Annotated in this window: 11 protein-coding genes; 7 read left to right on the top strand and 4 right to left on the bottom strand. The window is 41.3% G+C overall.

Translation table 11 applies throughout. The features are described 5' to 3' along the window. Window positions 1-30: 30 nt before the first annotated feature. The 3 genes from AN395_RS10330 (at window position 31) to AN395_RS10320 (ending at window position 2586) form a co-directional block, all read left to right on the top strand. Complete coding sequence (locus tag AN395_RS10330) at window positions 31-1206, top strand: methyltransferase (RefSeq protein WP_054982951.1); 1176 nt, start codon at window positions 31-33, stop codon at window positions 1204-1206. A gap of 64 nt (window positions 1207-1270) precedes the next feature. Next, window positions 1271-1930 (top strand): carbonate dehydratase, encoded by a 660-nt coding sequence (can, locus tag AN395_RS10325; protein ID WP_024032154.1) that lies wholly within the window; start codon window positions 1271-1273, stop codon window positions 1928-1930. Between the two features lie 8 nt (window positions 1931-1938). Continuing rightward, window positions 1939-2586 (top strand): NAD(P)H-binding protein, encoded by a 648-nt coding sequence (locus tag AN395_RS10320; RefSeq protein WP_054982950.1) that lies wholly within the window; start codon window positions 1939-1941, stop codon window positions 2584-2586. An 81-nt stretch (window positions 2587-2667) separates the two neighbouring features. Here the strand turns inward: AN395_RS10320 and ubiK are convergent, their stop codons facing one another. Further along, window positions 2668-2931, bottom strand: coding sequence for a ubiquinone biosynthesis accessory factor UbiK (ubiK, locus tag AN395_RS10315; RefSeq protein ID WP_004589302.1), 264 nt, complete (start codon window positions 2929-2931; stop codon window positions 2668-2670). Window positions 2932-3092: 161 nt separating this feature from the next. Here ubiK and rep point away from each other — a divergent pair, with 161 nt between their 5' ends. Then, the gene (gene rep, locus AN395_RS10310; protein WP_004589303.1) at window positions 3093-5111 is read left to right on the top strand and encodes a DNA helicase Rep; all 2019 of its coding nucleotides are present in this window, start codon (window positions 3093-3095) and stop codon (window positions 5109-5111) included. Here rep and AN395_RS10305 read toward each other — a convergent pair. The 3 genes from AN395_RS10305 to elbB all read right to left on the bottom strand — a co-directional run bounded on the left by AN395_RS10305 (window position 5104) and on the right by elbB (window position 9106). Next, the gene (locus tag AN395_RS10305; RefSeq protein ID WP_024032156.1) at window positions 5104-7677 is read right to left on the bottom strand and encodes a diguanylate cyclase domain-containing protein; all 2574 of its coding nucleotides are present in this window, start codon (window positions 7675-7677) and stop codon (window positions 5104-5106) included. The two genes, rep and AN395_RS10305, sit on opposite strands and share 8 nt — an antisense overlap. Window positions 7678-7859: 182 nt before the next feature. Further along, window positions 7860-8255: a cytochrome c5 family protein gene (locus tag AN395_RS10300; protein ID WP_004589305.1), complete on the bottom strand. Its 396-nt coding sequence runs from the start codon at window positions 8253-8255 to the stop codon at window positions 7860-7862. 203 nt (window positions 8256-8458) lie between these two features. Then, the gene (gene elbB / locus AN395_RS10295) at window positions 8459-9106 is read right to left on the bottom strand and encodes an isoprenoid biosynthesis glyoxalase ElbB (RefSeq protein WP_029773398.1); all 648 of its coding nucleotides are present in this window, start codon (window positions 9104-9106) and stop codon (window positions 8459-8461) included. A 524-nt stretch (window positions 9107-9630) separates the two neighbouring features. Between elbB and polA the strand changes: the two genes are divergently transcribed. From polA to AN395_RS10275, 3 genes are all read left to right on the top strand, one after another. Continuing rightward, window positions 9631-12360 carry a DNA polymerase I gene (gene polA, locus AN395_RS10290; RefSeq protein WP_029773397.1) on the top strand — a complete coding sequence of 910 codons (2730 nt, stop codon included), beginning with the start codon at window positions 9631-9633 and terminating at the stop codon, window positions 12358-12360. Between the two features lie 710 nt (window positions 12361-13070). Further along, window positions 13071-13658: a YceI family protein gene (locus AN395_RS10280; RefSeq protein WP_029773395.1), complete on the top strand. Its 588-nt coding sequence runs from the start codon at window positions 13071-13073 to the stop codon at window positions 13656-13658. Further along, complete coding sequence (locus tag AN395_RS10275; RefSeq protein ID WP_054982949.1) at window positions 13655-14173, top strand: DUF1285 domain-containing protein; 519 nt, start codon at window positions 13655-13657, stop codon at window positions 14171-14173. Before AN395_RS10280 ends, AN395_RS10275 begins: the two co-directional genes overlap by 4 nt. Window positions 14174-14179 lie beyond the last annotated feature (6 nt).

Genomic DNA, 14179 nt, shown 5'->3' with positions numbered 1-14179 from the left:
TTAAACGTCTTTTTACTATTTTAAGTTGTTATGAACCTAGCTGAGCAGTTTGCAGCACTCGATGCAGTGCTAATGAATACCCGCGAATATTGGCAATGTACAGCATTTGATTTTGATGAATTACCGTGGCCTGAGCTACAAGCTGTGTTAAATAACTTATCAGATGAAGATGTCGCAAGGCTTGATAACGATCAGCAACAGCTTTATCAATTTTTTAGCCCGTTTATTGCTGGGGTAGAGCAGCTACCTGAGCTGTGTAATTTACCAAAAAGCCAGCAGCAACGTAGTGAATACCCGTTTTGGATAAGTAACGGTATTAAAGGGCGTAAGTTTGAGCAACTGCAAGACTTTGTTTCAGCATTAACGAGTAACACACAGCCTGTACTAGAATGGTGCGCAGGTAAAGGGCATTTAGGCCGAATGCTTGCTTATAACGGCGCGCAAAGCGTGCACAGTGTTGAGCTACAAAGGCATCTTTGCGAGCAAGGAGAGCACAGTGCACGCAAGCAAGGTTTGGCGATGAAATTTAGCCAAGCTAATGTGCTTGAAGATGAAACACGCCATTTTTTTAATACCGACACACATGCGGTTGCACTGCATGCATGTGGCGCACTGCACCAAACATTTATGCAACAGGCCAGCGCCGCTAGGGTAAAACGTATTAGTTTTTCGCCGTGCTGTTATCACTTATTTACCGATAGTCGTTATCAGGCAATGAGTGAGCTTGCCCTTGCTAGTAAGCTTAATTTAACGCACCGCGATCTAAAACTGGCGCTGCAAGAAACAGTTACAGCCCCTTCACGTGTAGCTAAAATACGAAAAACTGAGGTGGAATGGCGCTTAGGGTTTGACGCACTTCGAAAGTCACTCACTCATGAACAATATTACGTGAGTGTGCCTTCAGTTAACAAAGCCGTGTTTTCTGATACGTTTGCACAGTTTTGTGCTTGGGCGGGGGATAAAAAGTCTATAAGTATCCCTCAAGACACTGATTACGATAAGTTTTTATTAATTGGTAAGGCGCGTAAAAAAGTAACAGAGCGAATCGAACTGGTTCGACATGTGTTTAGAAGAGCAATAGAAGTTTGGCTTGTGCTCGATCGTGCTTTATATTTGCAACAGCAAGGTTATCACGTTTCAGTTACCACCTTTTGTGAGAAACAATTAACTCCTCGCAATATTTTAATTCTTGCAAACACCAACTAAAAAGGCGCTCATTATTTGTCTTTTCTGGGGTGTAATTTCTATCCCGTCCTAAATAAGAGATGCAATGAGAAAGCTAAAAAATTTATTCGAAAACAACAAACGTTGGGCTGCACGTACAACCGAAGCCAACCCTGAGTTTTTTAAAATATTATCAATGCAACAAAACCCAGAGTACTTGTGGATTGGCTGTTCAGACTCGCGTGTTCCTGCCAACCAAATTGTTGATTTACTGCCGGGTGAATTATTTGTACACCGTAATGTAGCTAATGTGGTGGTACATACTGACCATAACTGTTTATCGGTAATGCAATACGCGGTAGAGGTGCTTAAAGTAAAACATATTATGGTGGTTGGCCACTATGGCTGTGGCGGTGTACAAGCGGTATTAAATAACGCCAAATTTGGTTTTATTGATAATTGGTTACGCCATGTTGGCGATGTAAAAGAAAAACACTTAGAGCAGCTTAATGCAATGGATGAGCAACAGCGTTTAAGCCGCTTAATTGAGCTAAATGTTATTGAGCAAGTACGCAACGTGTGCAGAACAAACATAGTTCAAGATGCATGGGATAAAGGCCAAGAGCTCACGATTCATGGTTGGGTATATGGATTAGAGAACGGCCACTTGCACGACTTATCATCGGTTGTAACCTGCGCCGATGAAGAAGGCGATGTGTATAAAAAAGCCGTTGCACATGTACTCGCTAAAGCCGGTTGCGAGTAATTTAAGCAATGACTAAAACGGCGATAATCATAGGGGCAACAGGGGTTGTGGGGAGTGAGCTATTAACGCTTTTACTGCAGAGCCCTGCGTTTGGCCATGTGATTGCTATAACTCGCCGTAAGCTGGACGTTGAACATACTAAGCTCACTAATCAGGTTATTGATTTTGATTGTTTAACTAACTACTGCGCGTTATTTAAAGGGGATGTGTTTTTTTCGTGTTTGGGCACTACTAAAAAGCAGGCTGGCTCAACCGCGGCGCAGCGTAAAGTTGATTTTGATTATCAGTTTATTGCGGCGCAAATGGCGGCAAACAATGCAGTGAGCCATTATTGCTTAGTGTCATCAAGCGGCGCTAATGCGCACAGCATCAGCCCTTACTTAAAAATGAAAGGCGAGCTTGAGCAGCACATAAAAACGCTGGGCTTTGCAAAAGTAAGTATATTCCAGCCGTCTTTATTAATGGGTGAGCGAAACGATACACGAATAGCTGAGCAAATAGGCGCATTTGTGTTACCTGTTATTACTCAACTTCCTTTTTTAAAACGTTATAAACCCATTACGGGTAAGCAAGTGGCGCTAAAAATGTGCGCTGTAAGTTTAGCGCAGCAACAATCACTGCAATACTATGTATTAGAGGCACTTTTTGATACATAGTGGGCTTTTAGTTAAAACTAAAAGCAAAAAAAGCAGCCTTAGCTGCTTTTTTTGTGGCTGAGTATACAGATGTAGTACGTGCTACTCGGCGTTATTTTTAGCATTTAGTTGTTGCTCTAGTAACACAACTTTTGCTTCAAGCTCAGTGAGTTTTTCACGAGTACGAATAAGTACTTGGCTTTGCACATCAAATTCTTCGCGGCTAACAAAGTCCATTTCAGCCAGCTTATTTTGTAAAACTTGTTTGGTTTTACCTTCCAGTGTATCTGCTAGGTTTTTTACACCTTGCGGCATGTTGTTGGTGATTTGCTTAGCAATTTCTTCAAGTTTTGCTGGATTGATCATAATCGTCCCTTGCTGTTGCCCTAAAATGATAATGACTAATATTACCTTATACCTAAGGTATTTAATACATGATCACCACAATGGAATTAATTAATCTAATGGCTATGCCTGTATCTGTGGTTACGGTAAAATTAGCTGCCTTTTAAAACTCCATGGTCGTTATGAAACTCAATCCAAAACAAGATGAAGCAGTAAAATATATTAGTGGTCCGTGTTTAGTACTCGCGGGTGCAGGCTCAGGTAAAACCCGCGTAATCACTAACAAAATTGCTTATTTGGTGCAAAAGTGCGAGTACAAAGCACGTAATATTGCTGCGGTAACGTTTACGAATAAAGCGGCCAAAGAGATGCGCGAGCGTGTATTACAAACGCTTAATAAGCAAGAGGCGAAAGGGCTGTGGGTATCAACTTTTCATACCCTAGGGCTTGAAATAATTAAAAAAGAGCTCAAAACGCTTGGCTTTAAAGAAGGTTTTTCACTGTTTGATGACCAAGATACTAACCAGCTGCTAGGTGATTTAACCGAAGACGAGCTTAAAAAAGACAAAGACCTACTTAATCTATTGAAAATGCAAATAGGCAGCTGGAAAAACGAATTAATCTTGCCAGAGCAAGCCATACGCGAAGCACGTGATGCGCAAAAGGCGTTATTTGCGCAGCTTTACGCGCGTTATCAAAATCAGCTGCGAGCATATAACGCACTGGATTTTGACGATTTAATAATGATCCCCACCTTATTACTGAGTAGTAATGCCACCTCACGAGAGCGTTGGCAGCAACGATTTAGGTATTTGCTGGTGGATGAATATCAAGATACCAATACCAGCCAGTACCAGCTTGTTAAGTTATTAGTAGGCGAGCGAGCGCGTTTTACTGTGGTAGGGGATGATGACCAATCTATTTATTCATGGCGCGGAGCCCGCCCCCAAAACTTGGTACTGTTAAGTAAGGATTACCCCGGCCTTAGGCTCATAAAGCTTGAACAAAACTACCGTAGTGCCCAGCGCATTCTAAAAGCAGCAAATATTTTAATTGCCAATAACCCGCACGATATCGAAAAAAAGCTATTTAGTGAGCTTGGTTACGGTGAGCCGATTAAAGTGATTGGCTGTAGGGATGAAGAGCATGAGTGCGAGCGAGTTGTTGCTGAAATAATTTCTCATAAATTTATGAAGCGCACCAGCTATAAAGATTACGCTATTTTGTATCGTGGTAATCACCAGGCACGCGGTTTTGAAAAATCATTAATGAGTAACCGCATTCCCTATAAAATTAGTGGCGGAATGTCGTTTTTTTCGCGCTCAGAAATTAAAGATATTATGGCGTATTTACGCTTGTTGGTTAACCAAGACGACGATAACGCTTTTTTACGCATTGTTAATACGCCGCGCCGTGAAATAGGCACCGTTACACTTGAAAAGCTAGGCACACTTGCAAACGAAAAGCACCAAAGCTTATTTGCCACCTGTTTTGATAACGACCTAGGCTACCGCCTTAAAGGGCGTGGCTTAAATGCGCTTTCGGGGTTTGCACGTTGGGTTGTTGAGCTTTCAGATAATGCAGTGCGTAGCGATACACTCGAAGCGGTAAAAGACTTGGTACGTAATATTAACTACGAAGCGTATTTATATGAGTCATCGCCAAGTGCCAAAGCGGCAGAAATGCGCATGAAAAACGTCTCAGAGCTGTATCGTTGGATCACCGATATGCTCACCGGAGATGCCGATAACGAACCGATGACCTTACCTGAAGTGGTCAGCAAATTAACGCTTCGCGATATGCTAGAGCGTAACGAGGAAGAAGATGAGTCTGATGCGGTACAGTTACTTACTTTGCATGCATCTAAAGGCTTAGAATACCCGTACGTATTTATGGTTGGTATGGAAGAGGGGTTATTGCCACACCAAGTAAGTATTGACGAAGAAAACGTAGATGAAGAGCGCCGTTTAGCATACGTAGGGATCACACGGGCCCAGCAAGAGCTGACACTAACGTATGCAAAAATACGTCGTCAGTTTGGCGAAACCTCACAAACAGAGCTAAGCCGCTTTGTGCAAGAGTTACCGCAAGATGACCTAGCGTTTGAAAACAAAAAAGCCCCAAGCTCGCAAGCTGAGCGCATGGAAAAAGGCCAAGCACGGGTCGCTAACTTAAGGGCGATGCTGAAAAAACCTAGTTAATAGACTGCGCGGCGTTGTTATTAGCCGCTACTGGCTCCGATAAGCCTTGCTGCTTAGCAACAAATAAGTTTAGTCCGTATTTATCTAGCAAGGCTCTAAAGTTAAGTATAGAAGGGCCTTTGGCAATGACTTTTATGCCTTTTAGCTGAGTGATTGCCAGTACACCTTGTAATTGCAAGTTAAAGCTTTCTTGTTGCAGTACGCGTTTACTAAAGGTTGAGCTAAGTAGTACATAATCGAAGGTAATGTCGGTCAGTGCATTTAGCTCACAGCGGTCTTTTGCAAAGTTATTTAAGCCAATGCTGTAGCCAAGCTGCGAGAGCTTTTTAAGGTTTTCTAGCTGAGTTGCACAGGCGTAACGTATTTCTTGGTCGTCAAACAATAAACACAGTTGGCTTTGCCCTTGCAGCTTACTTAATACCTCAGTAAATAAATTGAATTCAAGCGCTTCTAAAAGTAACCCTGAGCATGGCAACAATACCATGGCTACATTTGCCGCTAAGGCATGGGCGTAGGCGTGCTGCAATAGTTCTAATTCAACTTGGAGGTGCTGCTCTTTATCGGTTGCAAACTTTTTCAGCACTTCAAAACTGGTATAGCCTAATACAGGGTGTTCACCAAAGGCTTCAAACAATGATTCTGATTGCTGTTGTTCATCAAGGTTTATAATATCTGCACTTCTAAAACTCATCGGAAGTGAATCAAGATGGTGCTGTGCTGGAGATTCTGCGCTTGTTAGTGTTTGCGTTAATAACGGGTGGAACAGCTCATAGCGGTCGCGCCCCGCATTTTTAGCATAATACATAGCAGCATCGGCATCGCGAATAATTTCATCAGTATGCTGATAACTTGAATTTGAGTACGTTATACCAATACTTGCACCACTTTGAATGCAGGTACCTTTGCTGCAAAATGGCTTTTTCATTATATTAATAATGCGATCAGCTACATCTTCTGCTTGTTGTAGCTCTGTTAAGTGGGTAAGCAAAATTACAAATTCATCACCACCAAGGCGAGCGAGTAAATCGTGTTCGCGAATACAATGCGAAAATAAATCAGCCACACTTATTAAAAATTGATCGCCGGCATGGTGACCTAGTTGATCGTTTATATCTTTAAACTTATCTAAATCAATAAATAACACAGCAAAGTGATGATCAGGAAAACGATGGTAATGCTGCAGTGTTTTTTCTAGCTGGGTTAAAAACAAGCTGCGGTTAGGCAGGCCCGTTAATGAGTCGTGATGCGCATCATGATAAAGCTGCTGCTCTACTTTTTTACGCTCATCAATTTGCATTTGTAAATGTAGGTTAGCTTGCTGCAGCGCTTTTGTTTTTTCGTTAACTCGATACTCTAACTCTTGGTGGCTAGATTTAAGTGCTTGAGTGGCTAACTTTGTTTGTAAAACCGTGGCAATTTGGTGTGATACAAAAGTAATAAGCTCGCAGTCGTCTTTGCTAAAAATATGATTATTATTATACGCTTGGCATGCAATTAAGCCGATAACCCCTTGCGATGTTTTAAGCGGTGCACCTAGCCAACTGGTGGCCATTTGCTCCTCAGGTACTGGCTTATTTCGTTGTACATCACCACTTTCTAATAGCTCTTTGGCTCTACTAGGGTGTATAAGTTGGGTCTGCTCGCTGCTAATAACCAGTTCGCTATAACCTTTTGCAAACGGCCTCGGCTCGGTGTTGTCTTTAAATTCATCCACACAGTACGGGAAGCTAATCCAACCAGTCTCTTTGTTATAAAGTGCAATGTATAAGTTTTCTGCGTATGTAATGGTTTTTATAATTTGATGAATTTTTACATAGGCATCATCTAAGTTTTGCGCTTGTGTTGCCAACTCCGATATTTTAAACAAAATTTGTTGGCGTTGCAGTGCGCGTTTTCGTTGTTCAATTTCTAGGTTTAACGCATCATTACTTTGCGTGAGCGCACGGGTGCGAATTTTTACTTCAGATTCGAGCAACTCTCTTTTTTTAACTCGCTCTATGGCTGTGGCTAAGTATAAAGACATTACTTCGAGTAAGTGCACTTGCTGGCTGCTGTAATCTTGGTGTTTATCGTAACTTTGCGCAGCAAGTACGCCAATAATGTTTTGCTCTTGATAAATAGGAACACCAACCCAGTACTCAGCAGGTGAGCCTAGTGCTTTAAATAAGCCGTTTTGTGCAGCGCTTTGCATTTCTTGTTTGGTAAAGCAGGTGGTTTTGCCAAGCTTATAAACGTAGCCTGTAGCGCCTTCTTCAAAACTATTATCTTGATTGAGGGCGACTGATATACCATCTTTTTCATCGCAAAAATAAGAAAGTTCTAGGGCATGAGTATATTGATTAGCAAGCACCACGTAAAAGCTTTTACTAGGTAGATATGCTTGTAAAATGTCATGGATAGCGGGGTAAAGTAAGGTTAATTCGGCAACAGAGCTTGCTTGCTCTGATAGCTGGATCAGGGCATTTTGTAAGTGGTGAGATTGCTTATACTTTTCTAATAGCGCTTTAAGACGTTTATTTTGGTGCGCTAGTTTACTCGGTGCCGCGGGCTTATCTTCCGATGACATGAATCATATTATTTTATTATTGTATGTTTATTAAACGTATAATTTCACTTTTAGTTGCGATCGTCAAGTAACTAATGCCCTAAAACAGCAACTAAAAAGATTATTTTAGGAATAAAAAAAGGCCTATTATAAAAATAGGCCTTTTTAAATTAATCACCCTAGTTATCAGGGGTTTAATTAAATTATTTAGATGTCATGAAATCAATAGCTGCGCTAATCTCATCATCAGAACAATCCATACATGTTCCTTTTGGCGGCATCGCATTAAAACCGTTGATAGCGTGATCAAGCAGTACATCTTTACCTTTAGCGATACGCGGTGCCCAGTCATCAGCTGATTTAGGTGCACCTAGTGCGCCAGTACCGTGACAGGCAAAACATGCGCCTTGGTACACTTGCTCACCAGAGCGAGGGCCAGTAGGGGCTGCGGCTGCAGCAGCTTTCTCGCCTTCAAGATAAACAGCGCCAACTGGTGCTAAACGTTTTTTAATCGCATCTTCAGTCATAGAGTTATCATATGGCTGTGCGTATGCGGTGGTTGCTAGCACTAATAATGCTGCAGCTGATAGTTTTTTCATTTTGCCTTGCTCACTTCGATTTGAACGTGATCAATCACGATTATAGATGACGGAAATTAAACCGATTATACCTTTGTGTAACAATTTATAAAACGCCCACTGGTGTTTTTATCAATAAAACTGACTAATTTTTGCGTTAACGCAATAAAATTGCATGTTTCAGTTAACAAACATTTATAATCGGTGGCTTAGTAAATCACTATTTAAGCTAATGCTAGTACGTTTTTAACCAGTTTTTCGATCCCCGCATCGGCATCTAAAATAGACTGCGCCAGCATATAAGCAGGGGTGGTAACAAGTTTATTGTCCTCATCAATCACAATATCATCAACCGCACAGGCTGCGTGTGTAGAGCCTAGCTGGGTTAAAGCGCTTGCGGTCTGTTCATCATTACCTATGGTTAAAGTAGCATTGGGATATATAAACGGAATTAAAGCCGGCGCAATACACATGTAGCCAGCGGCTTTTTGTGCATTAGCAAATTGTTTACAGGCCTCTAATACTAGGTCGTTTATCTGCGCATCAGCGCCTTTAACGGCAAAATCACATAAGTTTTTAGCGGCGCCAAATCCCCCTGGTACTATTAACGCATCAAATTCAGATGCCTTTAATTCGCTTAATGATTTTATATCACCACGGGCAATGCGTGCTGCCTCAGTGAGTACATTACGGTTGCTTGGCATTTCTTCACCGGTGAGGTGATTAATAGTGTGAAGTTGTTCTATATCAGGAGCAAAACATTGATATGCAGCACCGTTTTTAGCTATGTGCAGCAGTGTTAATACTGCTTCGTTTATTTCACTGCCATCGTACACACCACAGCCGGCTAATATTACAGCTATCTTTTTCATGCTTTTGTGCTCCTTAAGTATTTTAAATAAGTCGTTTGGATGAAGTTTAACACGGGCCAAAACACACACTAAAATAATTTTTTAGTTTAAAAAGTATTCGCAGTGCAAGTTGTATTGCGGTTTATGCCATTTTTGCCTGTGCGCTCATAAAAAAAATTATAAAGGATCGCTATGATCTTTGATCCATTATGCTAGAATACTCCTCCGGTTATTTAAATGGATACAAATAACTAAAGTGACTCACAGCGGATGTATCAGTTAGAAAACCTTTTTCCACATTGGTTTTAAAATAATAAAAAAAGAACCTCGTATTATCTTTTTTAAACAAAACAAGCAGTTATTTATTTTTCTAAGCATTTTATTATGCATTGGAGGAATAGCTCGTGGCTGTTATCTACAAAGTTATCCACAGGTTGCTCCGCAATAATTATGGCTACTAAGCGTAATTCACTGTCGTTTTATTCACAACCTTATGGCATGCTTGTAATAATATTACTTTTTTGTATTTAGGATCCAAATTCACCATGGCTCAGATCCCCGAAAACCCGCTAATTTTAGTTGATGGCTCTTCATATTTATTTCGTGCTTATCATTCTCCACCGCATTTAACCAACTCTAAAGGTGAAGCAACTGGCGCTATTTATGGCGTGGTAAACATGCTTAAAAGTTTGATCAAACAATATGATCCGAGCCACATGGTGGTGGTGTTTGATGCCAAAGGCAAAACGTTCAGAAACGATATGTATAGCGAGTATAAAGCTAACCGTCCGCCTATGCCTGACGATTTACGAACGCAAATAGCGCCACTGCACAGTATTATTAAAGCGATGGGCTTTCCGCTAATTAGTATTGAAGGGGTTGAAGCCGATGATGTTATTGGTACGTTTTCACGAATAGCAACTGAGCAAAAGCGCCATGTATTGGTTTCTACAGGCGATAAAGACATGGCTCAGCTAGTTAACGAGCATGTTACGCTAATCAATACCATGACCGACAGCATTTCAGATCCTCAAACCGTTGTTGAAAAATTTGGTGTGGGTCCTGAGCTAATCATCGACTATTTAGCGCTAATGGGTGATAAGGTTGACAACATCCCAGGTGTTGAAGGCTGTGGACCTAAAACAGCTGTTAAATGGCTTCAAAAATATGGATCGCTTCAAGGTGTAATTGATAATGCCGGCGACATTAAAGGCAAGATTGGTGAGAAGCTTGCAAACGCCCTTGATCATTTACCACTTAGTTATGAGCTTGCCACCATTAAATGTGATGTTGAGGTAGAGTCAGACCTAGATACCTTTAAAGTACAAGAGCCAAATAAAGATGAGCTTATTGCACTGTATGGTGAGTGTGAGTTCCGCCGCTGGTTAGCTGAGCTGCTTGATAATCCAAAAGATGCAGAAAAAGCGCTCCCTACTGAGGCAAATGAACTGCCAAAAGTAGAAGATGCACATTACGAAACTATCTTAACCGAATCACAATTTGATACGCTTATTGAGCAGCTAAATAGCGCTGAGTTATTTGCTTTTGATACCGAAACAACCAGCCTTGATTACATGCAAGCGCAGTTAGTAGGTATGAGCTTTGCTGTAAAAGCAGGCGAAGCTGCTTACTTACCAATTGCACACGACTACCCGGGTGCACCAGAGCAATTAAGCCTTGAATATGTAATGCAAAAGCTTGGGCCAATCCTCGCCGATGCTAACAAAGCTAAAGTAGGGCAAAACCTAAAATACGACAAGAGCGTACTGGCTAATGCAGGCTATGAGCTCAATGGCATTAAGTTTGATACTATGCTTGAGTCGTACGTATTTAATAGCGTGGGCACTCGCCATGACATGGATTCATTAGCTCTTAAATACTTAGGCCATAAAAACATTAGCTTTGAAGATATAGCCGGCAAAGGGAAAAAGCAGCTTACCTTTAATCAAATAGAGCTTGAGCAAGCTGCGCCTTACGCAGCAGAAGATGCCGATATTACACTGCGTTTACACCAAGTACTTTGGCCAAAATTAGAAGCTGATGAGAAGTTAAAGTCAGTATTTGAAACAATAGAAATGCCATTAGTGAATGTTATTTCTGATATTGAACGTACCGGCGTAGCAATTGATAGCAACATGCTGGCGGCGCACAGCCAGCGTTTAGGCGAGCGTTTACTTGAACTTGAAAAAGAAGCGTTTGAGATAGCTGGCGAACCATTCAACCTAAGCTCGCCAAAGCAGCTGCAAGTACTTTTATTTGAAAAACTTGAGCTGCCAGTCATTAAAAAAACACCTAAAGGTGCACCTTCAACGGCTGAAGAAGTGCTACAAGAACTTGCCCATGACTACCCATTGCCTAAGGTGATTATTGAGCACCGTGGTTTATCTAAGCTTAAATCAACCTACACCGATAAATTACCACTAATGGTTAATGAGAAAACACAGCGCGTGCATACTTCTTATCATCAAGCTGTTACGGCCACAGGGCGTTTGAGTTCTACCGATCCTAACTTACAAAATATCCCTATTCGTTCTGAAGAAGGACGTCGTATACGTGAGGCATTTGTAGCGGCACAAGGCTATAAAATTGTGGCTGCCGATTACAGTCAAATTGAGCTGCGTATTATGGCGCATTTATCACAAGACAAAGGGCTACTAAATGCCTTTGCTAATGGGTTAGATGTGCACAGTGCAACCGCTGCTGAGGTATTTGGGGTTGAGCTAGAGGATGTAACCACAGATATGCGTCGTAAAGCTAAAGCAGTAAACTTTGGGTTAATTTACGGCATGTCAGCCTTTGGTTTAGCGCGTCAGCTTGATGTACCACGCCACGAAGCGCAGCACTACATAGATAAATACTTTGAGCGTTTCCCTGGGGTACTTGAGTACATGGAAACAACCCGCGAAAAAGCCGCCGAGAACGGGTACGTAGAAACTATTTTTGGGCGTCGTTTACACTTACCCGAAATTAATGCACGTAATGGAGCTCGCCGTAAAGGCGCCGAACGTGCAGCAATCAATGCACCAATGCAAGGCACAGCCGCTGATATTATTAAGAAAGCAATGCTGAGCGTGCATAGCTGGGTTAATCAACAAGCTCCCAATACCATTAAGTTACTAATGCAAGTACACGATGAATTGGTGTTTGAGATTAAAACCGATTGTGCGCAAGCATACACAAAGCAGATTTGTGAGCTAATGTCGCAAGCGGCTAGCTTAGATGTCCCTTTAATTGTAGAAGCTGACGAAGGTGAAAACTGGGAACAAGCCCACTAACCTAAAACATGCTTACATTTTAAAAGCGCCGCAAGGCGCTTTTTTATTGCCTCTAAATAACTCACTCAATTAAGCGAATCGATATAAGCATTTCTACGCGTAAACAAAGTTTAGTTAAAAGTAGGTTAATTTAAGCAACTATTTGTATTAAATAGTTATATGTTCGTCAATTCGAACTATTTTGGCGGAATATCATTGTATTTTTATGCGCGCTTTTGCTAAAGTGCGCGCGTCCTCATCCTGTAGGACATCCTGTTGATGATGCATCTGAAAAGGTGCAACAAATTGATAGCTTCTCCCCAGTTTGCTATATCGGCCTGCTTGTTTTAAGCAGGCTGCTTTTTCTTCCTCATTAGATTGCCCTTTAAAGCTAAATAGCACCTCAAAGCGCTTTTTTACTATTCACACTTTATGCTCATTTATACTTATTATTTTTTGTGCCATACCTTGCGCGCCCTCAAACGGGTATATGTATAAAGCAGTTATAAAGCAAACGTAGGAAAGTAAAGCTATCTCACGCAATGATTAGCGTGGATGTTGCGCTACGCCCCTAAAAAGCATCAGTTATAGGCTGCTATATCGTTATTAATTTTTTAATAACAGTACGGGCTAAGTAATTTAGCGCCGTCTTTAATTTGAGGTGGTTTGCCCCTATTTCAGGTGATAGTATCGAAAGCGCTATTATTCTCATTTTATTTTAGGAGTGCGTTATGTTTAAAACGTTAGCCATTATCGGTTTATCGTTATCAAGTGTTGCTTTGTCTAATGCCGCTCATGCAGATTGGCAGCTAGTCAATGACAAGAGCCAATTAAGTTTTGTTTCTATCAAAAAAGACTCGATTGCTGAGGCACATCATTTTACTAACCTAGAAGGAACACTTTCAGACAGTGGTGCTTTTAGTGTAAATATAGACTTAACCTCTGCAGAAACACTGATCCCTATTCGCAATGAACGTTTAACTCAATTTGTATTTGAAGCGACTAAATTTCCTCATGCAGTTTTAACTGCGGATTTAAAAAAGCAATTAAGTAATATTAAAAAACCGGGCCAGCATGTATTAAAAGAGGTTGATGCGCAGCTTGATTTTCATGGTAATAAAAAGCCATTAAAAATAAATGTACTTGTTAGCAGTGCCGAAAATGGCGATTTAAGTGTGTCGTCGTTTACGCCTGTGATTGTAAATAGCCAAGACTTCGGTGTGACAGAAGGCGTTAAAAAGCTACAGCAATTAGCTGGTTTACCTGGAGTTGCTACAGCCGTACCAGTTACTTTTGCGCTAACACTTAAAAAACAGTGATCTCGTTAACAGCGCTTAGTAAGCAATTAAGCGAGCCTAGCAAACCGTTTGATAGTTGGCAGCCTGCCCAGTGTGGTGAGCTGCCGATTATGATTAACGAGCAAGGGCAGTGGTTTTACGATGGCAGCGAAATTACTCGCCCTGCGATGGTAAAACTGTTTGCCAGTGTTTTATGCAAAGAAGGTGAGCAGTTTTATTTAAAAACACCCATCGAAAAAATAGCGATAGAGGTGCAAGATGCGCCTTTCGTTATCGTAAGCTGGCATATTGAGAGCACAGCGCAAGGGCAGGTTATGTGTTGTGTAGATAATTTAGCACGGCAATGGTTAATCAGTGCTGAGCAGCCTCTTTATATAAAAAACTATAAAAATGCAGCGGTGCCTTATTTGCAATTACCTTATGGGTGTAGCGCGCGGGTATCACGGAGTGTGTTTTATCAGTGGGCTGAAATAGCCGACGCTGATGAGCGCGGCTATTTTATAAAATCAGCAGGGGGAAAATTTTATCTTTCGTAGGTGCTT

Origin of the sequence: Pseudoalteromonas sp. P1-30 (assembly GCF_001400005.1) — a bacterium.
In the GTDB taxonomy this organism is placed as follows: domain Bacteria; phylum Pseudomonadota; class Gammaproteobacteria; order Enterobacterales; family Alteromonadaceae; genus Pseudoalteromonas; species Pseudoalteromonas atlantica.
The sequence above is the reverse complement of the archived record's forward strand: the minus strand, read 5'-3'. Positions and strand labels throughout refer to the sequence as shown.

Coding starts and splice junctions, on each gene's coding strand:
- AN395_RS10330 (WP_054982951.1), top strand. CDS start 31: ATGAACCTAGCTGAGCAGTTTGCAGCACTCGATGCAGTGCTAATGAAT.
- polA (WP_029773397.1), top strand. CDS start 9,631: ATGGCTCAGATCCCCGAAAACCCGCTAATTTTAGTTGATGGCTCTTCA.
- ubiK (WP_004589302.1), bottom strand. CDS start 2,931: ATGATCAATCCAGCAAAACTTGAAGAAATTGCTAAGCAAATCACCAAC.
- AN395_RS10305 (WP_024032156.1), bottom strand. CDS start 7,677: ATGTCATCGGAAGATAAGCCCGCGGCACCGAGTAAACTAGCGCACCAA.
- elbB (WP_029773398.1), bottom strand. CDS start 9,106: ATGAAAAAGATAGCTGTAATATTAGCCGGCTGTGGTGTGTACGATGGC.
- AN395_RS10280 (WP_029773395.1), top strand. CDS start 13,071: ATGTTTAAAACGTTAGCCATTATCGGTTTATCGTTATCAAGTGTTGCT.
- AN395_RS10320 (WP_054982950.1), top strand. CDS start 1,939: ATGACTAAAACGGCGATAATCATAGGGGCAACAGGGGTTGTGGGGAGT.
- can (WP_024032154.1), top strand. CDS start 1,271: ATGAGAAAGCTAAAAAATTTATTCGAAAACAACAAACGTTGGGCTGCA.
- rep (WP_004589303.1), top strand. CDS start 3,093: ATGAAACTCAATCCAAAACAAGATGAAGCAGTAAAATATATTAGTGGT.
- AN395_RS10300 (WP_004589305.1), bottom strand. CDS start 8,255: ATGAAAAAACTATCAGCTGCAGCATTATTAGTGCTAGCAACCACCGCA.